We start from the raw sequence: 25,364 nt of genomic DNA, 5'->3' as shown, positions 1-25,364 counted from the left end.
TCGGTCGCCTCAGACTAGAACCTCATCCCAGCAAAAATCCCGAATCCGCTGACCAAGGACTCTGCGCTTCCAAAAAAGCGCGCCTCGACGAATACCGGCGTCATGCCCTGCTGGAAATCCATGCCAACGCTCAGTTGGTATACGAACTCGGTGTTGGTGTTGGTTCCGCCGCTGCCATCCGGGGTTTGAGCGATGCCCAAGCCTGCACCCGCGCCGTAGTAGAATCGTTCGCCGCGCGCGACGTAGTTCATCATGAGCGGGACGTTGCTGTAGTCGCCTTTGCCGTAGTAGTCGATTGAGACGGTGTACGAGCGGTCGAATCCAGTCATTCCGGCCGAATAGCCCACATCTCGAAGCTTATAGTCCAGTCCGACGCCGAACCACGTATGACCCTCTGCCTGTGCGGCCTTGGCCGACGGGAAGAACAGTCCTCCGCGTATCGACAGACCGGACGGCTTCTTGTACTGACCGAACGCGGTTGCGGCCAATCCGCAACTCAAAACGACGAGCAAGATAGTTGAAAACTTCTTCATCCTTGATCCTCTGTGTACCTGACGTACCGGACCTCCATTCGATCCGTGCGTTCTAAATATTAGCACCGAATCGCCCCCGGTTTTGGGTCTATCCAGCGACTTGACGCAGTATCTCCAGCGTGAGGTCGGCGGTCAGCCACAAGTCCTTGCGTGAAATGCACTCTTCATGCGTGTGGATCTTATCCATGCCGGTGGCTATGACGATCGACGGAACACCCTTTTCGTTGAAGATGTTTCCATCGCTCCCACCGAGCGTTGTCCGCAGCGCGCCCGTGAGCCCGAGCTTCTTCGCTGCCGCCTGCGCGTGCTGCACGACCGGCTGGTCATCCTCGACGTGATACGCGTTGTAATGACGGTCGTGGTCAATGACCACAGTGGCGCCAAACTCGCGCGCTGCGCTCTCCAGCTCGCCGATCATGTGGTCGATCTGAGCGTTCAGAGCTTCAACGCTCGTACTGCGCGCCTCGCCGCGGATCTTTACGGTCGGACAGACGACGTTCACAGCCGTTCCACCTTGAATCAAACCGAAGTTGGCAGTCGTTTCCTCGCTGATCCGCCCTAGCTTCATTCTGCTGATCGCCCTCGCCACGACCTCGAGGGCGCTGATGCCGTCTTCGGGGTTCTTGCCGCTGTGCGCAGGTTTGCCGTGGATCACCGCGTCGAGGCTGTCGTGCGTCGCCGTGCGGGTGACGAACGTTCCTACGGGCGGGCCGGTGTCCAACACGTATCCGAAGTCCAAGTCCAGCGAGCCGATATCAAGGGCCGCAGCGCCTTTCAAGCCGATCTCTTCTGCGGTCGTCAGGAGCAGCACGACGTCTCCGTGCTCAGTTCCGGATTCCATGAGGGCGTGGACCGCTTCGATCGCCGGGGCCATTCCGCCCTTGTCGTCTGCGCCTAATATCGTGTCCGAGGCGCTGTACATCACTCCGTCCTTCTCCTCTATGATGAGGCCTTCGGTCGGCTCCACGGTGTCAAAGTGGGCGCTCAAGAAAACGCGCGGCGCACCCGATACTGTTCCTTTGAGCGTCGCAATGACGTTGTTCGCGTTGCTCCCGATTTTCTTGCCGGAATCATCCTCCTCGACGTCCAGCCCGATATCCGTGAGGTATGACTTGACGAAGTCGGCGCACTCGCGCTCTTTCAGCGACGGAGCGTTGATTAGGCAGAGTTTCTTGAATAGAGAAATGAGCCGTTCCTCGTTGATCATCGGGGTCATTCTAACCCGGCGATCCGAAGGACTGCTAGTGCAGGCGATCCTAGAGACAAACAATGGCAACACACAAACTGACAGTTGAAGGCTTCGGCGAGTACGAGGTTGAAGCGGGCAAGAAGCTCGTGAAGGCGCTTGAGGACAGTGGAGTCGATGTAAGCCACCGCTGCGGCGGAAACGCGCGATGCACGACGTGCCGGGTCAAGTTCCGCTCGGGAGAGCCGACAGACCTGTCGTTTGACGAGGAGTACCGGCTCACCGACGACAACGTCAAAGGCCAATTCCGTCTGAGCTGCCAAATCCGAGTCGACCGGGACATGCACGTGGAGGTTTTGATGCTGGCGAGCAAGGAAGGGTGGGAGCCCGGTCCGGACGTTGAACGATAGCACCGTTGCTGGTATAACTTTGCGCGATGGCTGAACTGCTCGCAGAGAAGCTGATCCGCGACGTGCCCGACTTCCCGAAACCGGGGGTCGTCTTCAAGGACATCACACCCGTACTGGCCAGCCCCGCAGCGATGGCCGAGGCAGTCGAACTGCTCGCCGAAGACGCCCGCAGTCGCGGCGCAGAAGTCATAGTAGCGATCGAGAGCCGCGGCTTCTTGTTCGGCGTCCCGGTTGCGATGAACCTTGGCGTTCCGTTCGCCATGACCCGAAAGCTCGGCAAGCTGCCGTACGATCGAATCACCGAGGAGTACGCCCTCGAGTACGGGACGAACACGGTCGAAATGCATATCGACGCTGTGCAGCCAGGCCAGCGCGCATATATCGTCGATGACCTTTTGGCTACCGGCGGCACAGCCGCCGCCGCCGCGAGGCTGGTCGAAAGGCTGAACGGCAACGTCTGCGGTTTTGGTTTTCTCGTGGAGCTGACCTTCCTCAACGGCCGCAAGAACGTGCGCGGCTATAACATAACTTCGCTGATCGAGCTCTGACCGGTGCTGACTTCAGCCTCGCATCCGTAGGAGTATCAGCTGGTGACCGAGCATTGACGACTTCCCCGCTTCTGCTGGCGATCATGGGCCCGACAGGCTCGGGCAAGAGCGACGTCGCCGAGATTCTAGCCGACCAGCTGTCAGCATCGCTCATCAACGCAGACGCGTTCCAGATCTATCGCGGCCTGGACGTTGGAACGAACAAGCCGAAGGACCGGAGTCGGTACAGACTGCTTGACATCAAGCATCCGGCGGAAGATTTCGGGGTCGGCGAGTGGGTCCAGCTAGCGCAAGCGGAGCTCGAGTCGATCTGGGCGGATGGCGGTAGTGCGATCATCGTTGGAGGGTCAGGGTTCTACGTTCGCGCTTTGTTCGAACAGTACGACGACTTGATGCCGCCGCCAACCGCCGACGTCCGAGACAGGATTGACCAGTTGAACGCTGGCGGCGGCTTAGGCGCGATGCTCTCTGCACTGCGGGAACTCAACCCCGCCGCACTCGACAAACTAGATGCGCATAACCCGGCCCGCGTTCGTAGGGCGCTGGAAAGAGAGATGGATGCCGGCAAGACCATCCAGATACAGCTGCCGCCGTTTCGGAAGCTGAAATTCGCGCTCGACCCTCCGGCTGACCATCTGCGCCAACGGCTGCAAGAAAGGGTGACCGAACTACTGAACGCTGGATGGCGGGAAGAAGTAGAAGGACTATTGCGGGATGGAATCGAGCCGGACTGTCCTGCATTTCGCGCCATAGGGTATCACTGCATCGTCGAGTGGACGCAGGGCAAGCTTGACAGGGCCAAAGTGACAGAGCTGATCACGAATGCAACCCGTCAGTACGCGAAAAAGCAGCGTACTTGGCTTAGAGCGGAGCCGAACGTCACGGCAGTGATCCAGCACGACATCGGATCGGGGCATGCTGCGCGAACTGCGACGACAATCGAGCAGATGGTATTCGGTCTGGGGCAACACGATGAGTAAGTCAATCAACCTCCAAGACATGTTCTTGAACCAGGTCCGCAAGGAAGGGATCGAAGTTACAATCTATTTGACCGGTGGAGTGCAGCTTCACGGTCTCGTGAGGGGCTTTGACGCGTTCACTTTGCTGCTTGATACACCTGGCAAGCCGACGCAGCTCGTCTACAAGCACGCCGTTACGAGCATCGTCCCCGAATCTCAGATCGGTGGAAGAGATGATCGCCGCCGCGACAGCGCGGCCAGTTCTGAAAGTTGATTCAGTTCACCAAGATGCACGGAATCGGCAACGATTTCGTCATGATCGACGCGATTGAATCGCCGCCGCCGGCCACCCCGCTCGACCAGCTCGCACAACAGATGTGCGACCGGCGATTCGGAGTCGGCGCAGACGGCATCATTCTGGCCGAGCGATCGGACGCCGGTCGCTTTCGGATGCGCATGCTAAACCCGGACGGCTCTGAGAGCGAGATGTGCGGCAACGGCATCCGGTGCATGGCAAAGTTCCTCATCGCCCGCGGCCACGACCCTGGCCCGACGATCGCAATCGACACGATCGCCGGACTGCTCGTGACAACGGTCCTCGACGATGGCCGCGTGGCCGTAGACATGGGCGTCCCCAGCTTCGCGCTCGGCGATATCGGGGCGGTTGGCGATCCGTCAGAAGACTTCATCGAGGCCGAGATCGCTGCAGACGGACAGACGTTCACCGCGACGGCGGTCTCGATGGGGAATCCGCATCTCGTCGTCTTCGTAGAGTCGTTCGACGGCCTCGACGTCGCGGCGAGCGGATCGGCCTTGGAGCGCCATGAGATGTTCCCGAACAGGATCAACGTGCATTTCGTGCAGCGCGTTAGTTCGAGCCACCTTGTTCAAAGGACGTGGGAGCGAGGGGCCGGTGAGACGCATGCTTGCGGTACTGGCGCTTGCGCGAGCGCCGCCGTCGCACACCGAACCGGCAGGGCCGACAGGCGCATGACCGTCGATCTGCCGGGCGGAACGTTGGAGATCGACAACTCCCCAAACGGACACATGATGATGACAGGCCCGGCTACGACGGTGTTCGACGGCGTTTGGGAATCAGATTAAGCCTTCCTTTTTCATCTCTCGCCGCTGATCCTTCTCTTGAATCGAGCGTCGCTTGTCGTACTGCTTCTTACCCCTCGCCAGCGCAATCTCAACCTTGGCCTTGCCGTTCTTAAAGTAGATCCTGTACGGGACGATCGCCAGCCCTTTCTCGAACGATCGGCGTGCGATCACGTTGATCTCTCGCCGATGCAACAGCAGCTTTCTATCGCGGCGGCGCTCCGGTACGGCAGAGGTCGCGTGCTTGTACGGCTCTATGTCGAGATTCACAAGCCATAGCTCGCTGTTCTCGATCTTGCAGTACGCATCGCTCATGTTGACTTTGCCCGCAAATACGCTCTTGACCTCAGCTCCCACCAGCACGATCCCGGCTTCATACGTCGATATGAACTCGTAGTCGAACCGCGCCCGGCGGTTCATTACGGAAGCAGGAACCGACTTGGCATCCTTCTTGTTGCCTTTAGGGGCCATTGAAATGAGTCTACCGAACAGTCGATGGGTACCATTAGCAAGCATGAACCGATGGCTTCTCTTTACGTGTTTTGCGGCCCTCGCCGCTGCTGGCTGCAACGGGCAGAACAAGGCGGCAGCTCTCGAAGCCGAAAAGGACGTCCCTGTCGATATCACAATCATCGAGGAGGGCACGGGCGAAGGCGCTGAAGAGGGCGATGTGCTCTGGCTCGAGTACTCAGGCGCTGTCAAAGAGAACGGCTTGGTCTTCGACGCGAACGACGAGGTCGACGAAAACGGCATGAAGACGAAGTTGCCGTTCCGGTTCGTCGTCGGCGCAGGAGCAGCGATCCAAGGCTGGGAAGAAGGGTTGGTCGGCATGAAGCTGGGTGAAGTTCGTACTATGCTAGTCCCGTGGCAGAAGGCGTACGGCACGGCCGGGCGTCCAGAAGCGATGATACCGGCGAAGGCAGACCTGTCATTCAAGATCACGTTGTTTGAAATGGTCAAGGTCGGTGAAGACATCTATCTCGACAAGACCGATCTGGTGATTGGCACTGGCCCGGCGGTGGAAAAGGGCGACGCCGTCACGATCCATTACACTTGCGAATACGCGAACGGCAAGTTGTTCGACAGCTCTTACCTGCGCGGAGAGAACGGAACACCGCTCGTCGTACGGCAGGTTCAGACCGGGCAGCTGATTTCGGGAGTCGACTACGGGCTCGTTGGAATGAAGGCTGGAGGAAAGCGACTGTTGCGCATACCGCCGAAGCTGGCGTTCGATTCTTACGGATACGGTGAGTATGCGGGCAATCAGATCGTTATGGTCGTGATCGAAGTTCTAGAGGTCAAGAAGGCTGCCGATTAGCCGCCTACGAACCTTCGTCCAGGTCGAACCGGCGCGGGGTCTTGCCTTCCTGCTCGACCGCATCGATGTCCTCTTCTGACGATACGATCGCGTCCACCCCTGGGCCAGCCACCTTCTCCCACTCGCCGCGCTTGGCGCGCTTCCAAGTCGTGAATCCGAGCTTGCCGGCCTTTTCGGCGTCTGGTCGGCTGCGCATGGAAAACGATACGGTGCTGACAACACGCTTGCAAGCGAGCCCGCAGCCAGGGCAGTGCTCCAAAGCAGGCTCGTCGAGGGACTGGAGCGCCTCGAACCGCCCAGGACACATTTGGCACTCGCCATCGAGTAGTTCGTATTCGTAGACTGGCATTCGCTACTATTATCGACGCTCACAGTGAAGGTAGATCGCCATTCCTGCAAAACTAACCCCAGCAATGACGCAGTTAGACGACTTGAATGACGACATAATCGGGTGCGAAAAGTGCCTGCGGCTCCGCGCCTGGTGCAAGAAAGTCGCCTCGGAGAAGCGACCCATGTTCGCCGACAGTGAGTATTGGGGGAAGCCGGTCCCGAACTTCGGCGATCCCGAGGCGCTTGGGCTGATCGTCGGACTCGCGCCAGCCGCGCATGGAGCGAATCGAACGGGTCGCATGTTTACCGGAGACCGCAGCGGCGACTGGCTGTACCGCTCGCTGTTTCGCTCAGGTCTGGCGAATCAGGCTCAGGCGACAGAGAAAGGCGACGGGCTCGAGCTAAGAGGGGTGTTGATCACGGCGGTCGCACACTGCGCCCCGCCCGGCAACAAGCCCACGAATGACGAGCTTGCCAAGTGCCGACCGTTCTTGCAGCGCACCCTTGAAATGCGAAGCTGGCGCGCCGTTCTCTGTCTCGGCAGCATCGCTTGGCGCGAGCTGGTCAAGACGGTGGGCGAATCGGGCGCGCCTCGCTTTGGACACGGCGTGGAGTTCGTAATCAGCGACGGAACGGTATTGCTCGCCTGCTACCACCCCAGCCAGCAGAACACCTTCACCGGCAGGCTGACCGAGACCATGCTGGACGACGTGACGACGCGGTTCGCGTCGATCATTCGTTCACAAGCAGAGCGCGCTTGAGCGTGTACCGCTTCAGCTGCCCCTTGCGAGAGACGGCCAACCGCACTTCTGTCCCTTCGGTCCCGGTCAAGACCGAATTGACGTGTCGATACGAGGACTTGACCAGGTTTTCGTCGTCGATTGCAAGCAGGTGATCTCCTCTCTTGATCCCCGCTTTGAAGGCCGGCCCGTCGGGAGTCACGTTGACGATCACCATACGCTTGTAATTCCGGCTGTAAATCGACACAAGCCCAATGTGCGCCGGAAAATCATCGGTGACCTTACCGGTGAAGTTTTCCAGCCAGACGCGTCGACGCCCCATGTCGATGACGATGTTGAAGTGCTTGAGGAATCCGAATCCGATCGTTCCATCGTGACTGGCGCTGCTCGAAGGGAGATCGATGATCGACCAGACGCTGCGTGGAACGGGCACCCCATACACCTCAAGGTCGCTGATCATCAGCGACCAAGTATCCACCGGCCCTGAAGCGACATACGCTGTACTCATGAACTTCGGCTTCTTCTTCTCCGGCCAAAGACCGACCCGCACTAGGACTTCTCGGTGAGTCACCGCATAAAACGCGTTTCCCGTGTCCAGCGCTAGGATCATCCGCTTGCCGTTCGAGACTTTCGCGAACAGCTCGATCGAGTTCATCCCTTTCGGCAACATCTTCAACAAGAACGTCTTCTCGCCGTCCGGCTTCCGGGTGTTGATATCCATCGAGTCTGGATGAATCACGAACTTCTCGTTCTCGAAGTTGATCTCGGTGACGTAGTTCTTGAGAACCTCGAGCCCCATGATTCCATCGACGTGAGTTCCGTAAGCCTCTGTGTAGTTCCCGGTCGGCAGCTGCACCAACTCCATTTCGCCGACTTCGATCTCAAAGCTGCCGAGCTTGAGCGAGGACACGTCGATCGTTTCAGCCTCGAACTGACCGACAAAGTCCCTGATCATAATCTTGCCCGTAGGTTTTCCAACGTTGACGTGCGGGCCCAGCACGAAGGCGCCCCCGAAGCCGGTGTCGTACATGAACTTCAGGCTCTTCCCGTTGACCGTTGCCGCCACGATGATGGCGTCCTCGCCAATATGGAACGGTATTTCTGCGATTGGGCTGGTCGGGGCCAGCACCACCGCTAGAACTGCTGATGTCAACATTCTCGTAACTCTCGCCGGGCTCGCTAGATTCTACGCCCTTTCAAGACCAGATTGCGCCTTTATGCGGTCACAGAGCGGCCCAACAAGACCGGGGAACAAGCGGGCTGCGATTTCTTGTATACTCCGACGACTGAGCGCCAGTCGTGACGAAGGCGGCTCTCAGCCCTTGCGAGGTACGAAATTAATGTTTTCCAATCGAATTAAATGCATGAGCTGGTTAGCTCTATCTGCTTCGTTGTTATTGGTACTGGCTGGCTGTGATCCGGCGGATAACGGTACGACGAGCAACGGCGACACCGATCCCGATGGAGGATCCGGGCCGGAGTTCAATACCGGACGACCTGCGGTGACGGTCACGGGACCATCTGTAACCGGCGACGTAATCAAGATCGGACTGGTCGCAAGTCAGAACGGTCCGCTCCGCCCGTGGGGCATCGACAGCGTAAACGGCGCCCAACTCGCGGTCGACGAAATCAATGCCAGCGGAGGAATCAACGGCAAGCAGGTTCAGTTGTTGATCGGCGACAGCGCAAGCAAGCCGGAGGACGGCAAAACCGCGGCAGAGCTGCTGATTTCCCAGGGAATCGTTGGACTGCTCGGCGAAGTCGCCTCCGGAATCACCCAACCGATGGCCCAGCTCGCATACGAGAGAGGGCTTCCGATCGTTGCCGTCGGAGCAACGAAGACAACGATCACAGAAATTGGAGCCAACGTTTTCCGCGTCTGCTACACGGACGACCTACAGGGGCCGGTCATGGCCAAGTTCGCGTACGATGAGCTCGGCCTGCAGCGAATGGCGATCATCACCGATAAGAAGCAGCCGTACTCCACGTATCTGAGCGATGCGTTCAGGGATGCGTTCGTCGGATACGGAGGAGAGATCGTCGGTGAGGAGTTCTACGAGTCTGGGCAGACGCAGTTCGTACCGCAGCTCAACAGCCTCAAGCAGGAGAGCCCAAACGGATACTTCTTGAGCGGCTACTTCACTGAGGTGGGCCCGATCGTGAAGCAGGCTGCGCAGGCTGGCATCACGAACGTCAAGTTCCTCGGCGGGGACGGCTGGGACAGCACTGACCTGCTGGACAGTGGCGGCGAGGCCATCCTCGGCAACTACTTCTGCAATCACTACAACAACAAAGAAGATCGAGAGGTCGTAAGAGTGTTTCTCGCGAAGTGGAAGGACAAGTACGGCGGATCAGACGCCGGCGATACACCGGGCACGACGATGGGCGCTCTTGGATACGACGCGGCGATGGTGATGATGGATGCGATCAGAAGAGCCGAATCTCTTGACGCCGCTTCCATCATCGTAGCTCTCGAGGACACTGTCGCATTCAAAGGAGTCAGCGGCGACATCACCTTGAAAGGTGCGGGCGGCAATCCGAAAAAGCGCGCGCTCGTCGTCGAGGTGACCCTCGAAGGACAATCCTTCGTAAAGGCCTACGAGTACACGGACATCTTCACCGACTAGAAGATGGAGGTGATGTCTCCGGTTCTGGCAGCTTTCGAATTCTCGGAGCTGCCAGAACAGTTGGTCATCGGGCTGATGACCGGTGCCATCTACGCCCTCATCGCGCTGGGCTACACGATGGTCTACGGCATCCTTCGCCTGATCAACTTCGCGCACGGCGAGATCTTCATGTTAGGGGCGTACATCGGCCTGTTCATCTCGACGGCGGCGATCGGATCGCTCGCCACGCGGATTCCAACGGAGATCGTTCCGGCTGACACTTTGACGACCGCCGCCTACGTGATGTTCGTCGTAGGCGTCGTTGCCGCTGGACTCCTGTACTACCGAAGCAGGGCTCGACGCACCAGCGGTCGACTGATCTACTTTGGTGTCGGTACTGCGGTCGCGGGGATTCTCTCGTGGCTCTTGGCCCAGTTCCAGCCGCAAGCGATTACGCTCGTCGTTATGATGCTCGGGAGCATGATCGGTTGCGCGATCGTCGGCGTGATCATCGAGTTCCTGGCGTACCGGCCGATGCGCTCTCAACCTCGCATCGCAGCATTGATCACGGCGATCGGCGTGTCGCTGTTTCTCCAGTTCACCGGGCAGCTGTTTCTCCCGAACGCGCCTCCGCCGAGTATCAAAGAGGACGTCAACCCCTACCGCGGATCGTTCAGCTTTTATCTGAAGGCCCCGCCTGAAAACCTTGCCCTGTCCGTCAGCGACGCATTCTCGGAAATGGAGTCCAAGCAGGCGGTGTTCGAAGGGGCGCTGATCGATAACGACTGGGATCGATTCAATCTGCCTCCTGAAGGCAAAGTGCTGCGTGATGAGATGCAGGAGGCACAGCGAGCCGTCAACGACATCGATCGCGAAGTAAGACAGAACTCGACCTCTGTGAACGTGCCAACAGGTCAGTTCATCATGTTCGTGACCGCGATCCTGCTCATGATCGCGCTGCGTCATCTTGTGATGAAGACGACGGTCGGTCGGTCCATGAGAGCGGTGTCGCACGATATGCAGGCTGCGTCCCTCATGGGGATCAGCGTCAGCAAGGTCGTCACCATCACGTTCATCATCGGTTCTGCGCTGGCAGGCGCGGGCGCCATGATGAATGCGACGTTCATGGGAACGCCGCTCACGACGTTCTACGGACTTCAGCCGGGGGTCAAGGCGTTTGTCGCTGCGGTGCTCGGCGGAATCGGCAACATTCCAGGCGCCGTGCTGGGCGGCCTGATCATGGGACTCGCTGAGGCCATGGTTGTCTGGAGCGGGTTCAGCAATCTGAAAGACGCGATCGCGTTCGTCATCTTGATCATCGTCCTTCTGGTCCGGCCTGGCGGGCTGCTCGGCTCCGCCGTGGTGGAGAAAGTCTAATGAAGTTCTGGGGTACTCGACTTCTCTCCATCATCGCCGCCCTGGGCTTTTGCTTTGGCTTGCAGCAGGTTTTGCTCGGCACGGGCAACGAATACTTCTTGAGGCTGGGAATCCTCGCCGGCCTTTACGTGACTCTGTCCGTCAGCCTCAACTTGATCAACGGGATCTGCGGACAGTTCTCGATCGGGCACGCGGCTTTCTATCACATCGGCGCCTACACGACGGGCTTCATCTCCGTCCGAATGTATCAGAGCGCCGGCGTCAACGAACTCGTCTGGCTGGCAATACTGCTGCCGATCGGCATGATCGCGGCGGCGTTCGCGGGTCTCATCGTCGGGTTGCCGTCGCTGAAGCTCCGTGGTGACTATCTAGCGATCGTCACGCTCGGATTCGGCGAAATCATCCGCATCGTGACCACGAATATCGATGCCGTCGGCGCGTCGTTCGGCATGGAGCACATCACGAAGATCAATCCTGCGGCGATGGTGATCTTCGTCTGGATGCTGGCAATCGTCTGCATGGCGGTTTCGCGGAACCTCTTGAAGACAGTCCACGGTTTGCCGTTCTTGGCGGTCCGCGAGGATGAAGCCGCGGCTATGGCGATGGGCGTCAACGTGACCAAAACCAAGGTCACTGCATTCGTGATCGGCTCTGCCTTCGCAGGAGGGGCAGGCGTTCTATTCGCGCACTTCGAGGGCTTCATCACTCCGGATCACTTCAAGATGGAGGTCAGTTTCATCATCTTGACGATGGTCGTGCTCGGCGGAACTGGCTCGATCACCGGCTCGGCACTCGCGGCCATCGTGCTTTTCGGCATTCCCGAAGCCTTGCGCCTGTTCACCGATGCCGACGGCAATCAGCTTCAAGTGACCGGTGCCGGACTGATCGCCTCAATGATCGCATCGGGGCTCGTCGTTGCCGCGTACAAGCAGTTTCAACTGAAGTACCACGGATCGACGCTCCGAAAGGTCGGCCTTTACTTTGGCGCGATAGCCGTTGCGATCCCCGTCCAGATGCTGCTGCGTCTGGTGCTGAAGCAAATCCCGGCGATAGCGCCGATGACGTTCAACGTCTCCGACCTGCGCATGGTGATCTTCGCCGCGTCGCTGATCGTTATCATGCTGCTGCGCCCGCAGGGCGTCCTGGCACATCACGAATTTAGTTGGGATTGGGTGCGGCGACTCCTGAAACGGGATCGGAAGGTGGCTCAGCCATGAGTAAACAAGCGACATCACCGGTCCTAGAGCTGAAGTCCGCGACGATCCGCTTCGGCGGCTTGGTGGCCGTCGACAACGTTTCGTTCGAGCTGCAGAAAGGCGTCCTGTTCGGACTGATCGGCCCGAACGGCGCTGGCAAGACGACGTGTTTCAATTTGATAACCGGCGTGTACACGCCGACCAGCGGCGACATACTCTTCCAAGGCAAGCGGATCAACGGGCTTGCGCAGAACAAGATCGCGAAGCGCGGGATCTGCCGAACGTTCCAGAACATCCGGCTGTTCTCCACGCTCTCGGTTCTAGACAACGTCATGGTCGGCGCGTTCCTGCGGCACAAGACCAGCTTGTTCAGCGGCCTGGCGTATCTGCCGCCTGCCATCAAGGAGACCGAGAAGCTTCGCGAAGAAGCGCGCGCCCTGCTAAAGGTAATGGACTTAGACGACGTCGAACAAGCGCGCGCTGTCGATCTGCCCTACGGAAAGCAGCGTCGGCTCGAGATCGCGCGCGCCATGGCTACGCAGCCCGACCTCTTGCTGCTGGACGAACCGGCGGCCGGAATGAACCCGCTGGAAAAGGCCGATCTACAACGCATCGTCCGCCGATTGCGCGACGACTTCGACAAGACGGTGCTGCTGATCGAGCACGACATGCGCTTCGTTATGGGGCTGTGCGAAACGATCTTGGTGCTCGACCACGGCGAAGAGATCGCGCGCGGCATACCTAGCGAAATCCAGAGCAACCCGAAGGTGATCGAGGCGTACTTGGGCGAAGCGACTTAGCTTGCTGTAAACTGAGCCCGTGTCCAAGGCTCCTGGCAACGCCATCGCTCTCGGCTCCGTCGTCTTGGTACTGGCCGTCATCGGCTATCTAGCCTTCAACACCCGTAGCCAGCTCGACTACCCGGATATCGAACCGAAGTACGAGGGAATGCCGAAGCCAGAGCACCAGCCGATCTACGACTCGATGAACGAGTTCGCGTTTCGGCTCGTTGAGGCAGCCGATCTGGGCGCAGAAGGGGGCAACGACATCATTGCGCCAACAAGCCTGTATCAGAACCTCGCCGTGCTGCTCAACGGCGCTGAGGGCAAGACGTTTGAGACGCTGGCAGAAGTCATCGGCTCCGCTGGGATCGACCGCATCAGGTTGAACGAGGCGCAGAACGCCCTGCTCAACAGGCTCCGCGCAATGGAAGGCCGGCCGGTGAGGATTGCAAACGGGACGTTCTTCATATGGCCCATCTTCATGACGAACAGTTTCGTAGACGAGATCGAAGGGTACTACAACGCCGACGTCGTTCGGCTCGGGTCAGCCGGTCTCGGCGCGGTACGAGAGATCAACGTTTGGGCGAGCGACCGAACTGACGGCGTCTTTACGAAGGTCGTCGACGCTCTCTCGAAGCAAACGGTTGTCGTCGTGATCAACGCAACGACCGTCAACGCAGAATGGGAGACCGCGTTCAACCCTGAGAAAACGAGCAAGCAGACGTTTCACGCAACAGGTGGAGACGTCGCAGTCGCTACGTTGCAGTCCGACGGAGGGTTCAGCGTGGCCAAGGGCGACGGATACTTGGCCGCGCGACTGCCGTACAAGGGCGGAGAGCTGGAGATGACCGTCGTGCTGCCAGACGAGGGGGTTTCAGCGTCGAACTGGCTGCAGACAGTTAGTGCTGAATCGTGGGATTCAATGCAGTCGCGGTTCGTTGACCGTGTCACGACGTTGAGAATCCCTCGATTCTCGTTCAAGGCTCATGTCGATTTAGAGCAAGCGATCACAAGGCTCGGAGGAGGACAACTGTTTGAGCCAAAGAACGACTTGCGCAACATTGCGACCGAACTGCGCGGTGTAGAGATTGGCGGCATCGATCAGTTCTCGTTTCTAGCGGTGCATGAGGGCGCGCAATCCGGATCGGGCAAAGCGACGAATGACGCAGAGGATTCGGAGGACCTACTCGCTTTCGACCGGCCGTTCGCGTTTTTCGTCAGCGACACACAAACAGGGGTGATTCTGCTAGTTGGAGTGGTCAACAACCCAGCAGCTAGTACTTGAGAACTTTAAGCGCAGCTTCCGTCACCTTGTCTGCGGACGGCAGCACGTGCAGCTCCAGCGGCGTCACCCAAGGGACCGGGGTGTCCATCCTCGTCACACGCATCGGCGGGGCGTCCAAAAGCTCGAATGCGTCCTGGGCGACGCGCGCAAGGATCTCACCAGCGAAGCCGCAGGTCATCGGCGCTTCGTTGACCGCCACGATCCTGTTCGTCTTCTTGAGCGATTCGATGATCGTCTCGTTATCGAGCGGGACCAGAGTGCGAATATCGATCACTTCTGCCGAGTAACCCTCTTGCTCTAGGTTCTCAGCTGCTTGAAGGCACTGCCAGACGCACTGTCCGTAGCTGACCAGTGTCACGTCTTCCCCCTCGCGGACGATCTTCGCCTTGCCAAGCGGCACGAGCGCGTCGTCCCCCTCGGCCAACTCCTGCTCGATCTTTCGGTTGCGATACAGCTCCTTGAGCTCGTAAAAAATCACGGGGTTGGGATCTCGCAGAGCGGACTTCAGGAGACCCTTTGCATCGGCTGGCGTCGATGGGCAGACGATTTTCAGGCCCGGAGAGTTCGCGAACCACGCCTCGTTCATCTGACTGTGGTAGAGCGCACCTCCACCGTACGCACCAGCAGGGCCGCGGATCACCATCGGGATCGATATCTCACCCGCCGTGCGGTAGTGGTAGGTCGCCGTGGTGTTGACGATCTGGTCGAATCCGCACGCGATGAAGTCGATGAACTGCATCTCGACCATCACCGTCTTTCCGTTGAGCGCCGCGCCGCACGCGACTCCTACGATCGCTGCCTCGGAGATCGGCATGTCGATTACACGCTGCTCGCCGTACTTCGCCTGCAGCCCGTCGGTGACCGTAAACGCGCCGCCCAGCCGACCGATGTCCTCCCCCATGCAGATCATGTCGGGGTTGCGCTCCATCTCCTCGAAGATCGCCTCTCGCAGCGCGACGAGGTAGTTCTTGGTCGTTCTTTGGGGAGCTTTGGGTGCAGAAGCCATTACGAATCCTCCCTGAACACCCATTGAGCGGCCTCTTCCGGCTCAGGAAGCCCGGACTTTAGCGCAAATTCGACTCCCTCGGTCATGTACTCGACTACCTCCGGCGGGAAATCGTGGTCCGTGTACTCCATAGCGCTCTTGAACTCTGCCGGATACTTTTCAGCCTCCGCCTTGGTCAACATTCCGCCTTCGATCATGAAGTTCTTGAAAACAGAGATCGGGTCGCGGCTAAGGCCGATCTGAACCTGTCCGGCATCGCGGTACTTTCTAGCGCGATCATCGTCGTGGTCGCCGTGCCCGTACGCGCGGAAGGTCTTGCACTCGACGATGCTGGGGCCCTTGCCCGAACGCGCCCATTCGACGGCCTCCGTCACCTTGTCGTAGACGTCCAGCACGTTCTGACCGTCTGCGATCAAGCCCGGGATGCCGTACCCCTTCGCCCTGTCGGCAACGTCCTCCGTAGGCACCTCGAGGTGAACCGGGGTGCCGAACGCCCACTGGTTGTTCTCAACGACCGTGATCACTGGCAGCTTGTGAATGGCCGCGAAGTTGATCGCCTCGTGAAACACCCCTTGCGCCGTCGACCCTTCGCCGTTGTACGTGATCACCACCGTGTCCCGTCCGTCGAGCCGGTCTGCGAGCATCACGCCTGCGGCTACGGGAATCGTGCCGGCCAGCATCGACGTTGAGTGCAGAATGTGCTTGTCGCGACAGCCGATGTGCGACCAGTTGTCCCTGGCCCGATTCGGCGAGTCGACCTTGCCCCACACTTGGGCGCACACCTGCTCGATGCTCAGGCCCATGCGATCTGGAGACCGCCAGCCGCTCTTCATGTCCTTGAGGAAGAACGCTGGCATGTCTCGATGGACGGGGCTGATCCAGTCGTCCGAGCGAAGGCAGTAGAGGGATCCGACGAGGATCGCCTCCTGGTTGTGCGATGAGTACAGCGTGCCGCGCAAGCGTCCGCGCTTTTTCTCCTTGTTCAGGCGCACGTCGAAGTACCGAGCGAGATACAGCTGACTGAGAATTTCTCGATTGTCTGAGGGGTTCAATCGCTGATGCGGCGCAATGTCCGTATCGGTTTTCGACTTAATCCTTGTCTTGCTGGCTTTAGAGCCAGATTTCGTTGCCAAGTGCTTCTCCGAATCCAGCGGCAATCCTTGTCACTAGGGCCGCCCATTTTACCTTTGCCTTCAGGTTCATTTTCGGCTCAAAGGGCCCAGCGCATCAGCCGAACGCCAAAAGAAGAAGCCCCCAGCCGTTCGCTGGGGGCCTCTCACAACGACCGGATCGACGCCCACATTCGGGCGTCAATCCGGATACGTCGATCCCGAGACTATACTTTTTAGAGCTTGGCTCTTGCCTTCGCTACCTCTTTCACTACCGCGTCGTACGGCTTGTAACCGACGAACTTGTGAATGACGTCGCCGCTGCTGTTCAGGAACACAACGGTCGGCAACGCGTTTGCCCCGTACTTCGACTGCAGGGCCGGGTTATGATCCGTGTTGACCTTTACGAGAACGAAATCCTCTACAACCAGAGCTTTGAATGAATCCTTGCTGAAAACTTCAGCTTTAAGCTTTTTGCAGAAGCCTCACCAGTCAGCGTAGAAGTCGATGATGACTCCCTTGCCGAGCGCGGCGGCGTTCTCCAGCGCGACATCGAACTCCGTAATCCACTCGGACGACGATAGGTCGGCTACGGTCATCTCTTCGGCCCCTTCAGGCGCCGTGAAGGCGAACGTTGCCGACGCAACAGCTTTCGTGTTGATCGACTTCGTGTTCAGAATCTTGGTCGATGACGAACCCGTAGCAGTCGATGTGAACTGGGCTTGTTTCAGCAGGCCGTCGGACTCTCCGATATACAGCGTGAACGAGGAATCGCCGTTGCGATTGACGACCGCAGAAATAACGCGAAGGGTCTCGCCCCTGCGCTTCTTCGTGCCCTCGTTCTTGCTAGAGTAGATTCGGTCCATCGCCTTGGAGTCGAAGAACGACCGCCAGATTGCTAGATCATCGTCGTCGAACAGGCCCGTGAGCGCTTCATGAGTCTGCTCTTTCGTGAAGTACTTGTTGCGCTTTTTGTCATAGGTCGTGATCGTCTCGCCATCTGCGTAGAACGTCTTCGCAGGCGTGTCGATCATTGCAAGATCAGGTTTCGCCAAAGTTACATGGTAGGAAGCTGATGTTCGCCCTACCTCTTGGACGGTGTAGGACACGTCCAAGCCTTCGGCCGAGTTGAGAGTCTTGACGAATGGAGCTAGGTGTCCGGCGTCAAACGATAACGCCACGACACCGACTGCAGCCACCGCAAGAACTGCTATAACGGCTTTTCGGATCATTGTTTTTTTCTCTCCGGGATCATTAGCACACTGTGCTACAGAGTATTGTATACCAAAACCCGCCTGGCGCGCCATGTATTAGAATGAATGCGATGCGGCTGACCTCGCCACTCACCATCCTGCTCGCCCTGTTCACGATCCTCTGCCTGGTTTTTAGCTCAAAAACGCCGTACCGGCAGTCGGGACGCCTTGTTCACCAGGCCGGTGACGCTGTGGATATCGGCGCTCCCGACGAAAGACAGCACGCCAACTACGTGCAAAGCCTGCTGGATGGCGACGGATTTCCGGTGCTCCAGCCTGGCAGCCCTGATCTGGGCGAAACGTACCAGGCGCACCAGCCGCCGCTTTACTACGTTCTGGCGGCAGGGTTCTGCAAGCTCACGGGGGCCGAGCCGAGCGACCGCCCCAGCGGCGGACGACTTCGACTCTTGAACACGATCATAGGCCTCGGAACGCTGGTCGCACTGTTCATGGCGGCGCGCTGGGGGCTGAAGAGCGACGCGATCGGCCTGGCTGCCGTGGCGTTCGCCGGCCTCATGCCGATGTTCATAGCTCTGCACTCTGCGGTCAGCAACGACCCTCTGCTGTTCCTCATCTGTTCGTGGACCGTAGCCCTAGCGGCAAGGGGCATTCGGCAAGGATGGGATTGGAAGTTGGCGGCGTGGTGCGGAGTGGTCGTCGGACTCGGCCTGCTGACTAAAACTACCGCTCTCGCGCTGCTGCCGACCGTCGCTGTTGCGCTGCTGTGCACACGGTTGTGGGGCGAGGGGCGACCTCCCGTTCGCGTGTGGCTGCTGGCCCTCGTCCTGCCGGTCGTCATCGCCTCGCCGTGGATGGCCCGCAACCAAGACTTGTACGGCGACCCGTTCGCGATCAGCGCGTTCAACGAGGCGTTCGTCGGCTCACCGAAGCCGCAGACGGTCGCCCTGCCGATGCGGCTCATAACAGATCCCGTATACCGCGAGGTTGCGACGAGGATTATCGATGAAGCTGGAGAAGACGGTATTCAGGCACAAGTCCTCATGGATCGCGTATACGACGAGGTCGGTTTCACGCCAGCCGTCCATTTGGACTACTGGGCGAACTGGGTTGGGTGGTGGACGGCTCGCTCGTTCGTAGGGGTGTTCGGGTACATGGACATCTTTCTGCTCGAGCCTAGCGAACCGACGCCAGGAAAGAACCCGATGGGAGCCTCGAACAACCTATACAGGGTGGTCATGGCGGCACTGGCGCTGGTTTGCCTGGGCTGGCTGCTGTCGCTCCGACGTAAGATGGATGGGGCGACCAAGGCGCTCACGATCACATGCGCGGTCCTGCTCGGCGTGGTGGCGCTGCTGTTCGTCAGGTTCAACTTGCAGTATTTCCAGGGTCAGGCCAGATACCTGTACCCGGCTATCGCTCCGATCTCGCTCGGGCTGGCGGGCGGGCTGTGCTTCTGGCTCAAGGGGCGGGAGAAGTACGCGTGGGTCTTTGTAGCCGCAGCGCTGCTGATCTTGGACTTTCTGGCGTACAAAGCCATATCGACTGGATTCCCCGTACGCATCGGTTGAACCTCGTACAGTTGCCGGGTTGGGTCAGTCGAACGGTTTTAGCGCCTATTTGGGTCGGTAACATGACGCATAGGCGAAGCGTCAATTGAGGTAAGTGGTGTCGGTCATTCACGAGGCTAGGCAGGTAGGACAGTTCGACGAGGACATCGTACTCGTCGAGCGGGTCTTGGCAGGCGACGAATACGCGTTTCAAACCGTGTTCGAGCGCTACCACGACAAGGTGTTCTCGATCGCCCTCGGTGTGCTGCTGGACCGCGACGAAGCGGCTGACGCCGTTCAAGAGATATTCACGCTCGTATTTCGAAACCTCAAGAAATTCGACGGTCGCTCCCGCTTCTCCACTTGGCTGTTCCGCGTGGCGGTCAACCGCAGCATTCAGCAAGCTCGGAAGATGAAGTACAAGAAGCTGAGCGTTCCACTCAACGAAGCCGCCGAGAACGTGGAGGGCGAGAAAGTCGACCCCGTAGTCGACCCGGATATCGAGGTCGCCATGGCGAGCCTGCACCCGGCGGATCGCGCGATGCTGACCCTGTTCTACTGGGACGAGTTGAGCCTTCTTGAGATCGCAGAGAGCCTCGGTTGCTCTCCGAACGCGGCAAAAACAAGGCTGTTCCGGGCGCGCGAAAGGTTCCGGATGCAGTACGAGGAGGTCGCTGGCAGCGCATGAAAATCCCGCGCGAGATGGATGAGTTGATGTGGTCCGTCGCTGAGGCAGACGACCCTGAGGCGACCGCCGAGTTTGGAGAGCGCTACCCTGATCTGCGAATCGAGATGACGAAGCGGCTCAAGATGGTTCGAGGCTTGAAGGGCTCTCGGCCCAGGTCGCGCGCCGAGCGCTTCGTGCCAGTGCAGACCGTTCGGCATTTTGGGCCGACCAAGCTGGCCGTCGCCGGAGTCACGGCTCTAGTTCTGTTCTCCGTCGCATTCGCGTCGTACGCAGTATTTCAGATCACGCGGAAGCCGGACTCTAACGCGGCCCCGGTCGAGCAGACGCCCCCGTTTGAGCCCTCGACCGGTCTTGGTACACCCGATGACGCCGTGGGATTGCTGGACGTGAGCCCTGGCCGAAATCAGAGCGCTGATCCTGCTGGACCTGAACCGGTGAACGATCTGTTTCTGAATCTGGTCACGATCAGCGAGCCTCGCATGCTGCTGACTGACGCATTAAGAGCGGTGGCAGTACAGGCCGGGGTCACGATCACCATCGCGCCGGGATTCCAAGACCTATACATCAGAATCGAATACATCGACGCGCCTGCCAAGCAGGTGTTAGCCGATATGGGGCGAGTCTTCGGGTTTACGGCGATGCAACAGAACGCGAGAAGCGCTTTGATCATCCCCGCTGTCGATCCGTTGTCTGCCAGTTCGCCGCCGTTCGGCCTCGGTTCGAGCGAGGTGATCGCTGGGGATATCGTTCCGTCAGAGCCTGAAGCCGCGCCCGACGAATCGGGAGGCGAAGAAGCGGAGGAGGCTGACGGAGGCCTGATCATCATCACGCCGTCGAAATCCGACGACGACGACGGGGAGCACAAGGACCGTCCTGGCGTTGACGCCGGAGATACCGGCGACGACGACAGAGGCGGAACCACGCCTTGAAGAAGAAAGCGTTCACGCTGATCGAACTGCTCGTCGTCTGCCATTTAGGTAGTCTGGAACGTCGCCCGCTGCACCGTCGGCCGCTTCGCTGTCGTCTGCCTTCGGCGTCGTCTGGTCGTCCTGGCGACGACTAGGCGGCAACCTGGCGACTACTAGACGACGGCACGAAGTGCCCGACGACGATCGGACGACGGGACGACGCCCGTGATCTTTGCGGACGGCCACGCCAAGAGCTATACGGCCAATGGCATCAAGTCCGGTGGCAGCGGAATCGTTTGGCGATTCCGATAAAACTACGGAAATCCTGCCAACGTAGCTATAATGTGGGCTGAACTTACGACGACAGGAGTCGATCTTATGGCGGGCACCCAACGCAGTTCCAACGTCCGTGAAGAGCAGATGCAAAAGGCTGTCATTGTCATGGTGCCGGGCATCATCGCTTTAATCTTCGCAATCGTTTTCTTCGTCTATGCCTCACCGTACACGACAGGACTGAGATGGGTTCTGCTGCTTGCTGCAGTCGTTGCTCTCGGCTTCGGGATTCGCATTCTCGCGCAAATGCGCCAAGTAGACAACGTCGAGCTCACTTGCGCGTTTTGCGGAGCCAAGAACTTCTTCACGACGGCTCCGCAGAGCGACGTCCGATGCGACAAGTGCAACCGCGACATCCCCGTTTTGGACGGGCGCGTACTCAAAGTCCACCAGGTGCGCTGCGGGTTCTGCGGCGAGCTGAACTACTACAGCGAGAAGAGCACCGGCCTGCTGTGCGAATCGTGCGACCGGGAGATTCCGATCTCGACGGATGACTCAGACTCCGCGTCTCCCGCTCTCCATACGTACTCCATGCACGATCCAACCAAGGTTCGGTACAACCTCGTCTTGGTCGATGCGGGGGTCAAGCGCGAGGCCATGATTCCGACCTTGCAAAAGATGCTGGCGCTGAACCGTAATCAGATCAAGGACATCATCGACCGCACACCCGCCATTCTCCTTCAGGGTGTGCCGAAAATGAAGGCCGAGCTGCTGGCCGCCGAAATCAAGGCCCAGGGCGGCGTTGCCGAAGCAAATCCGGTTGAATAGCACCCTGCCCCGAGGTCCTCAAGGTGGGCGCGTCCAGAATCGGGCTTGAGGTATCTTAGCCGTGAACTGAGCCTACGGTCGTCAGGTCGTTTTTGTATGCCTGTCTTGAGTGGGTTCGGGGGTCGCCTGTCTATGTCTTTGGTATTCAAATCGCTCCTAAAGCTCTTGCGTGGAGTGCGGACTCGACGGCTCGCGCTTGTCGCAGCCATTTCAACGTTCTTGGTGCCGTCTTTTGCATTCGCCGCAGGCGGAGGGAGCGTCTCCCTCCACTTCACCAAGTCGGACTTCACTTACCTATACATATCGCTCGGGTTCGGCGTCGTTGCGCTTTTTGTCGGCTGGCTGATCAGCAGGTACGTCATGCGCCAGTCTTCGGGCGACGAGAAGATGCAGGAAGTCGGCGCCGCGATCAAATCCGGCGCGCTCGCATATCTGAGGCAGCAGGTAACGATGATGTCCGTTTTCGTCCTTCTGCTTGCGATCGGCCTGTTCTTCATGTTCAGCAGCAGATACGACGAGATGCTGGCACTGTGGATCTCGCTCAGCTTCATCGGTGGTGTCGCGGCTTCGTACTTTGCTGGCTACATCGGCATGATCATGGCGGTCAACGCCAATACGCGCACCGCGCACGCGGCGATCAGCAGTTTCAAGAACGCGCTGGAAATCGCGTTCAAGGCCGGAGCCGTCGCGGGGCTGGTAACGGTCGGCATGGGGCTGATCGGCGCAACGCTCATCTTCATGATCGCGAAGGGCGACGCGATGAAGCTGCTGATCGGATTCGGGTTCGGCGGTTCGCTCGCGGCGCTGTTCATGCGCGTCGGTGGAGGCATCTTTACCAAGGCTGCCGACGTAGGAGCGGACCTTGTCGGCAAGGTAGAAGCCGGCATTCCAGAGGACGATGCGCGAAATCCGGCGACGATCGCCGACAACGTCGGCGACAACGTCGGCGACTGCGCCGGGATGGCGGCGGACATTTTCGAGTCGTACGAGGTGACGCTGGTTGCCGCGCTGGTGCTCGGCGCTGCGACGGCGACGATGTTCGACCAAGAGACTTGGATGCGCCTGATCCTCTTCGCCCTGATGGCCCGCGGCGTCGGCATCATTGCGTCGATCGTGGGCATCTTCATGGTCAAGGGATCCGACGACATCGACGTGGATCCGCTGAGGCTGATACGGCGCGGTTTCAACAGTTCCGCGCTCATCGCGATCGCTGCGACTTTGGGTCTTGCTTACTTCATGATGGGCGGGCCGAAATCGCAATCCGAATTAGTCGTCTCCAACGAACTGATTTCGTCGGAGACCCAACTGGTTGAAGACTTCGCGGCCATCCACGAGATTCTCGATGAACTGAGCGAAGATGAGGACGTTCCAAAATACACGATCTCTGTCGACAAAATCCTCGAGTCCGAAAGGTTCAACGCGATGTTTCCGGAAGACGGAGCGCTAGGTCCTAGGCGAAGAGACTTTGTTTCGGTCGCGATTTTTACCGAGGAAGTCGACGTACAGCCGGCAAAAAACCTTCAGCACTTCAAGCCGATCAATTTCTCCGATGAAGACAATCCGGTGCTGAGCTATACGGTTTTCAAGGCTGCTGAGGGTTTCGGCGAAGAGCCGACGATCATTACGTTTGGCGAGGCGTACGAAGACAACGATCTCTTTGTCTATGAAGTGGAGATCACAACCGCAGACTTCCAAATACCGGCGGCTGGAGGGCAGCCACCGGCTACGACGAGTACCCAGCGGTCGTACTACGGCCCGATGTCCGAGGATCAGTTCAGCGCTATAAAGGAGCAGGCGGCCAGCTTTCAGCAGCAGTTTGAAACCGTGAACAAATTCGATGTGACGCTGTACTCGAATTCTGAAGGAGACGTTCGAGCTGCGATCAGCAAAGGAGAAGAACACCTGGCATCCTATCTGCTAGAGAGTTCGCCGGGAAGTCCGAATCCTGCGAACCCAGGCATCAATTTCTATAAGAGCGACGTGAAGACGGTGAAGACCGCGTACGACGCATTGCTGCTCGACCCCGCCCAGCGCATGCCGCAGGAGTTCCGCGCGAAGATAGCGACGATCGAGCAGCACACAGCGGCCTGGTGGCAGTTTGCCCTGTGCATCATTTTCGGCATACTCATGGCCTTCGTGTTCGAGAAGCTTACGGACTACTACGTGAGCCTGCGCGGCAAACCAGTCCAGGAGGTCGCAGGCGTATCGACGGCAGGGCCTGCACCGATGATAATCACAGGCTTCGCGCTGGGCAAGGAGTCGTCGGTGTTCAGCCTGCTGGCGATCGTGGTCTCGCTCATCATGCCGCTTCTGGTGTTCAACCCAGCGGAGTACGGCGGATACCTGCTCAGCTTCTACGGCATTGCGCTCGTCGGACTCGGCCTGCTGACGACCACGGGGTTCATCTTGGCGATGGATACTTTCGGGCCGATCTCTGACAACGCGCAAGGCATATTCGAAATGTCTGGAGCAAACAAGACCCACCCCGAAGCGGCAAAGGCTATTCAGCGGCTCGACGCCGCCGGCAACACGACCAAGGCGCTGACGAAAGGCTTCGCCATCGCGACAGCCGTTGTTGCCGCCGTCGCTCTGTTCCACGCATACGTCGAGGAGGGCGGACTGACGGTAGTCGGCATGCCGCTGCAAGTTCCGGAGATATTCCTCGGAGTGTTGATCGGCGGCGCGGCGCCCTATCTCTTCTCCGCCTTCGCGATCAACGCAGTCGGCAGAGCCTCGTTCGAGCTGATCAACGACGTTCGAGCACAGTTCAGAAACGACCCCGGCATTCTAGCCGGAACGAGCAAGCCGGACTACGCCAAGTGCGTGGCCATCGTGACCAAGGCAGCTCAGAAGGAGCTGATCGGACCAGCGGTGCTCGCTATCGCGTTCCCGGTCCTTGTCGGGTTCGGTTTCTCCATCGGCAAGGAAGGCAACCTGGTCGGTGCGCAAGCCCTGGGCGGATTCCTCGTTGGCGCAATTGTGTCGGGTCAGTTGCTAGCGGTGATGCTGGCCAACTCCGGCGGTATCTGGGACAACGCGAAGAAGCTGATCGAGGACGGGATGTACGGCGGCAAGGGCAGCAAGGCTCACGAGGCAGGAATCGTCTGCGATACTGTCGGCGACCCGTTCAAGGATACTGCCGGCCCTGCGCTCAACCCGCTGATCAAGGTCATGAACCTCGTCGCGCTCCTGATGGTGCCGATCGTCATCATGCCGAGGTCGGATGCAGTGCTGATCACGATTACTGTGATAGCAGCCCTTGCTCTAGCAGGCGCTGTGTACTGGTCGAAGCGCGGCAGCATGTTCGAACTGTTGCAGGCAGGCCAGGCCGAGGCCGAGGCCGCAGGCAAAGGCACGTCCGAGTAGCGCCGCACACCGGCCAACGATAACAGGCCGCGAGCTACCTGCTCTCGGCCTGTT

The 25,364-nt window shown here is 59.1% G+C and carries 25 protein-coding genes and 1 pseudogene; 17 read left to right on the top strand and 9 right to left on the bottom strand.

All coding sequences use genetic code 11. The features are described from left to right. Positions 1 to 14: 14 nt before the first annotated feature. Both IH944_11280 and IH944_11275 read right to left on the bottom strand, forming a co-directional pair. Positions 15 to 533, bottom strand: coding sequence for an outer membrane beta-barrel protein (locus tag IH944_11280; protein MCH7905127.1), 519 nt, complete (start codon positions 531 to 533; stop codon positions 15 to 17). 88 nt (positions 534 to 621) lie between these two features. Further along, complete coding sequence (locus IH944_11275; GenBank protein ID MCH7905126.1) at positions 622 to 1,740, bottom strand: M20/M25/M40 family metallo-hydrolase; 1,119 nt, start codon at positions 1,738 to 1,740, stop codon at positions 622 to 624. A gap of 62 nt (positions 1,741 to 1,802) precedes the next feature. Here IH944_11275 and IH944_11270 point away from each other — a divergent pair, with 62 nt between their 5' ends. From IH944_11270 to IH944_11250, 5 genes are read left to right on the top strand one after another with little or no spacing between them, the layout of a single operon-like run. After that, positions 1,803 to 2,129 (top strand): (2Fe-2S)-binding protein, encoded by a 327-nt coding sequence (locus IH944_11270; protein ID MCH7905125.1) that lies wholly within the window; start codon positions 1,803 to 1,805, stop codon positions 2,127 to 2,129. Between the two features lie 26 nt (positions 2,130 to 2,155). Further along, positions 2,156 to 2,677, top strand: a complete 522-nt coding sequence (locus IH944_11265) for an adenine phosphoribosyltransferase (protein MCH7905124.1) — start codon at positions 2,156 to 2,158, stop codon at positions 2,675 to 2,677. Between the two features lie 53 nt (positions 2,678 to 2,730). After that, positions 2,731 to 3,657: a tRNA (adenosine(37)-N6)-dimethylallyltransferase MiaA gene (miaA, locus tag IH944_11260; GenBank protein MCH7905123.1), complete on the top strand. Its 927-nt coding sequence runs from the start codon at positions 2,731 to 2,733 to the stop codon at positions 3,655 to 3,657. After that, positions 3,650 to 3,910 carry an RNA chaperone Hfq gene (gene hfq, locus IH944_11255; protein ID MCH7905122.1) on the top strand — a complete coding sequence of 87 codons (261 nt, stop codon included), beginning with the start codon at positions 3,650 to 3,652 and terminating at the stop codon, positions 3,908 to 3,910. The genes miaA and hfq overlap by 8 nt, the downstream gene beginning before the upstream one ends. After that, on the top strand, positions 3,907 to 4,740 hold the full coding sequence (locus tag IH944_11250; protein ID MCH7905121.1) for a diaminopimelate epimerase: 834 nt from the start codon (positions 3,907 to 3,909) through the stop codon (positions 4,738 to 4,740). The genes hfq and IH944_11250 overlap by 4 nt, the downstream gene beginning before the upstream one ends. On the opposite strand, the gene smpB is transcribed toward IH944_11250, so the two are convergent. Further along, on the bottom strand, positions 4,732 to 5,208 hold the full coding sequence (gene smpB, locus IH944_11245; GenBank protein ID MCH7905120.1) for an SsrA-binding protein SmpB: 477 nt from the start codon (positions 5,206 to 5,208) through the stop codon (positions 4,732 to 4,734). The two genes, IH944_11250 and smpB, sit on opposite strands and share 9 nt — an antisense overlap. A gap of 43 nt (positions 5,209 to 5,251) precedes the next feature. Here smpB and IH944_11240 point away from each other — a divergent pair, with 43 nt between their 5' ends. Then, positions 5,252 to 6,055, top strand: coding sequence for an FKBP-type peptidyl-prolyl cis-trans isomerase (locus IH944_11240; GenBank protein MCH7905119.1), 804 nt, complete (start codon positions 5,252 to 5,254; stop codon positions 6,053 to 6,055). A gap of 4 nt (positions 6,056 to 6,059) precedes the next feature. Here the strand turns inward: IH944_11240 and IH944_11235 are convergent, their stop codons facing one another. Continuing rightward, complete coding sequence (locus IH944_11235) at positions 6,060 to 6,404, bottom strand: zinc ribbon domain-containing protein (GenBank protein ID MCH7905118.1); 345 nt, start codon at positions 6,402 to 6,404, stop codon at positions 6,060 to 6,062. Between the two features lie 64 nt (positions 6,405 to 6,468). Between IH944_11235 and IH944_11230 the strand changes: the two genes are divergently transcribed. Next, the gene (locus IH944_11230) at positions 6,469 to 7,146 is read left to right on the top strand and encodes a uracil-DNA glycosylase (GenBank protein MCH7905117.1); all 678 of its coding nucleotides are present in this window, start codon (positions 6,469 to 6,471) and stop codon (positions 7,144 to 7,146) included. Here the strand turns inward: IH944_11230 and IH944_11225 are convergent. After that, positions 7,118 to 8,281: a PDZ domain-containing protein gene (locus IH944_11225; protein MCH7905116.1), complete on the bottom strand. Its 1,164-nt coding sequence runs from the start codon at positions 8,279 to 8,281 to the stop codon at positions 7,118 to 7,120. The two genes, IH944_11230 and IH944_11225, sit on opposite strands and share 29 nt — an antisense overlap. Positions 8,282 to 8,489: 208 nt before the next feature. Between IH944_11225 and IH944_11220 the strand changes: the two genes are divergently transcribed. From IH944_11220 to IH944_11200, 5 genes are read left to right on the top strand one after another with little or no spacing between them, the layout of a single operon-like run. After that, complete coding sequence (locus IH944_11220; protein ID MCH7905115.1) at positions 8,490 to 9,752, top strand: ABC transporter substrate-binding protein; 1,263 nt, start codon at positions 8,490 to 8,492, stop codon at positions 9,750 to 9,752. Between the two features lie 12 nt (positions 9,753 to 9,764). After that, on the top strand, positions 9,765 to 11,108 hold the full coding sequence (locus tag IH944_11215) for a branched-chain amino acid ABC transporter permease (GenBank protein ID MCH7905114.1): 1,344 nt from the start codon (positions 9,765 to 9,767) through the stop codon (positions 11,106 to 11,108). After that, positions 11,108 to 12,325 carry a branched-chain amino acid ABC transporter permease gene (locus tag IH944_11210; protein MCH7905113.1) on the top strand — a complete coding sequence of 406 codons (1,218 nt, stop codon included), beginning with the start codon at positions 11,108 to 11,110 and terminating at the stop codon, positions 12,323 to 12,325. The genes IH944_11215 and IH944_11210 overlap by 1 nt, the downstream gene beginning before the upstream one ends. Next, on the top strand, positions 12,322 to 13,104 hold the full coding sequence (locus IH944_11205; GenBank protein ID MCH7905112.1) for an ABC transporter ATP-binding protein: 783 nt from the start codon (positions 12,322 to 12,324) through the stop codon (positions 13,102 to 13,104). Before IH944_11210 ends, IH944_11205 begins: the two co-directional genes overlap by 4 nt. A gap of 19 nt (positions 13,105 to 13,123) precedes the next feature. Beyond that, on the top strand, positions 13,124 to 14,371 hold the full coding sequence (locus IH944_11200) for a hypothetical protein (protein ID MCH7905111.1): 1,248 nt from the start codon (positions 13,124 to 13,126) through the stop codon (positions 14,369 to 14,371). Here the strand turns inward: IH944_11200 and IH944_11195 are convergent. The 4 genes and pseudogenes from IH944_11195 to IH944_11180 form a co-directional block, all read right to left on the bottom strand. After that, positions 14,361 to 15,377: an alpha-ketoacid dehydrogenase subunit beta gene (locus IH944_11195; protein ID MCH7905110.1), complete on the bottom strand. Its 1,017-nt coding sequence runs from the start codon at positions 15,375 to 15,377 to the stop codon at positions 14,361 to 14,363. The genes IH944_11200 and IH944_11195 overlap by 11 nt on opposite strands. Then, positions 15,377 to 16,510 (bottom strand): thiamine pyrophosphate-dependent dehydrogenase E1 component subunit alpha, encoded by a 1,134-nt coding sequence (locus IH944_11190; protein MCH7905109.1) that lies wholly within the window; start codon positions 16,508 to 16,510, stop codon positions 15,377 to 15,379. The genes IH944_11195 and IH944_11190 overlap by 1 nt, the downstream gene beginning before the upstream one ends. A 212-nt stretch (positions 16,511 to 16,722) precedes the next feature. Then, positions 16,723 to 16,968: pseudogene (locus tag IH944_11185) on the bottom strand (thioredoxin family protein). Positions 16,969 to 16,971: 3 nt separating this feature from the next. Next, positions 16,972 to 17,718, bottom strand: coding sequence for a DUF2092 domain-containing protein (locus tag IH944_11180; GenBank protein ID MCH7905108.1), 747 nt, complete (start codon positions 17,716 to 17,718; stop codon positions 16,972 to 16,974). A gap of 92 nt (positions 17,719 to 17,810) precedes the next feature. Between IH944_11180 and IH944_11175 the strand changes: the two genes are divergently transcribed. The 5 genes from IH944_11175 to IH944_11155 all read left to right on the top strand — a co-directional run bounded on the left by IH944_11175 (position 17,811) and on the right by IH944_11155 (position 25,310). Then, on the top strand, positions 17,811 to 19,268 hold the full coding sequence (locus IH944_11175; GenBank protein ID MCH7905107.1) for a glycosyltransferase family 39 protein: 1,458 nt from the start codon (positions 17,811 to 17,813) through the stop codon (positions 19,266 to 19,268). A 97-nt stretch (positions 19,269 to 19,365) separates the two neighbouring features. Continuing rightward, positions 19,366 to 19,935, top strand: a complete 570-nt coding sequence (locus IH944_11170; GenBank protein MCH7905106.1) for an RNA polymerase sigma factor — start codon at positions 19,366 to 19,368, stop codon at positions 19,933 to 19,935. Then, on the top strand, positions 19,932 to 20,864 hold the full coding sequence (locus IH944_11165) for a hypothetical protein (protein ID MCH7905105.1): 933 nt from the start codon (positions 19,932 to 19,934) through the stop codon (positions 20,862 to 20,864). The genes IH944_11170 and IH944_11165 overlap by 4 nt, the downstream gene beginning before the upstream one ends. Positions 20,865 to 21,185: 321 nt before the next feature. Next, positions 21,186 to 21,944, top strand: coding sequence for a ribosomal protein L7/L12 (locus IH944_11160; protein ID MCH7905104.1), 759 nt, complete (start codon positions 21,186 to 21,188; stop codon positions 21,942 to 21,944). A gap of 132 nt (positions 21,945 to 22,076) precedes the next feature. Then, positions 22,077 to 25,310 (top strand): sodium/proton-translocating pyrophosphatase, encoded by a 3,234-nt coding sequence (locus IH944_11155; protein ID MCH7905103.1) that lies wholly within the window; start codon positions 22,077 to 22,079, stop codon positions 25,308 to 25,310. Positions 25,311 to 25,364: the final 54 nt, after the last annotated feature.

It is taken from the genome of Armatimonadota bacterium, assembly GCA_022563855.1.
Taxonomy (GTDB): Bacteria; Armatimonadota; Fimbriimonadia; order Fimbriimonadales; family Fimbriimonadaceae; genus JADFMN01.
Note: the sequence above shows the minus strand (reverse complement) of the source record. Positions and strands in the feature narration are given on the sequence as shown.

Bases quoted from the DNA above. Each gene is read 5' to 3' on its own strand.
- IH944_11280 (MCH7905127.1), bottom strand. From the start codon at position 533: ATGAAGAAGTTTTCAACTATCTTGCTCGTCGTTTTGAGTTGCGGATTG.
- IH944_11180 (MCH7905108.1), bottom strand. From the start codon at position 17,718: ATGATCCGAAAAGCCGTTATAGCAGTTCTTGCGGTGGCTGCAGTCGGT.
- IH944_11240 (MCH7905119.1), top strand. From the start codon at position 5,252: ATGAACCGATGGCTTCTCTTTACGTGTTTTGCGGCCCTCGCCGCTGCT.
- IH944_11220 (MCH7905115.1), top strand. From the start codon at position 8,490: ATGAGCTGGTTAGCTCTATCTGCTTCGTTGTTATTGGTACTGGCTGGC.
- IH944_11175 (MCH7905107.1), top strand. From the start codon at position 17,811: ATGCGGCTGACCTCGCCACTCACCATCCTGCTCGCCCTGTTCACGATC.
- IH944_11275 (MCH7905126.1), bottom strand. From the start codon at position 1,740: ATGATCAACGAGGAACGGCTCATTTCTCTATTCAAGAAACTCTGCCTA.
- IH944_11225 (MCH7905116.1), bottom strand. From the start codon at position 8,281: ATGTTGACATCAGCAGTTCTAGCGGTGGTGCTGGCCCCGACCAGCCCA.
- IH944_11215 (MCH7905114.1), top strand. From the start codon at position 9,765: ATGTCTCCGGTTCTGGCAGCTTTCGAATTCTCGGAGCTGCCAGAACAG.
- IH944_11155 (MCH7905103.1), top strand. From the start codon at position 22,077: ATGTCTTTGGTATTCAAATCGCTCCTAAAGCTCTTGCGTGGAGTGCGG.
- IH944_11265 (MCH7905124.1), top strand. From the start codon at position 2,156: ATGGCTGAACTGCTCGCAGAGAAGCTGATCCGCGACGTGCCCGACTTC.
- IH944_11195 (MCH7905110.1), bottom strand. From the start codon at position 15,377: ATGGCTTCTGCACCCAAAGCTCCCCAAAGAACGACCAAGAACTACCTC.
- smpB (MCH7905120.1), bottom strand. From the start codon at position 5,208: ATGGCCCCTAAAGGCAACAAGAAGGATGCCAAGTCGGTTCCTGCTTCC.
- IH944_11270 (MCH7905125.1), top strand. From the start codon at position 1,803: ATGGCAACACACAAACTGACAGTTGAAGGCTTCGGCGAGTACGAGGTT.
- IH944_11235 (MCH7905118.1), bottom strand. From the start codon at position 6,404: ATGCCAGTCTACGAATACGAACTACTCGATGGCGAGTGCCAAATGTGT.
- IH944_11160 (MCH7905104.1), top strand. From the start codon at position 21,186: ATGTGGGCTGAACTTACGACGACAGGAGTCGATCTTATGGCGGGCACC.
- hfq (MCH7905122.1), top strand. From the start codon at position 3,650: ATGAGTAAGTCAATCAACCTCCAAGACATGTTCTTGAACCAGGTCCGC.
- IH944_11230 (MCH7905117.1), top strand. From the start codon at position 6,469: ATGACGCAGTTAGACGACTTGAATGACGACATAATCGGGTGCGAAAAG.
- IH944_11165 (MCH7905105.1), top strand. From the start codon at position 19,932: ATGAAAATCCCGCGCGAGATGGATGAGTTGATGTGGTCCGTCGCTGAG.
- IH944_11205 (MCH7905112.1), top strand. From the start codon at position 12,322: ATGAGTAAACAAGCGACATCACCGGTCCTAGAGCTGAAGTCCGCGACG.
- IH944_11210 (MCH7905113.1), top strand. From the start codon at position 11,108: ATGAAGTTCTGGGGTACTCGACTTCTCTCCATCATCGCCGCCCTGGGC.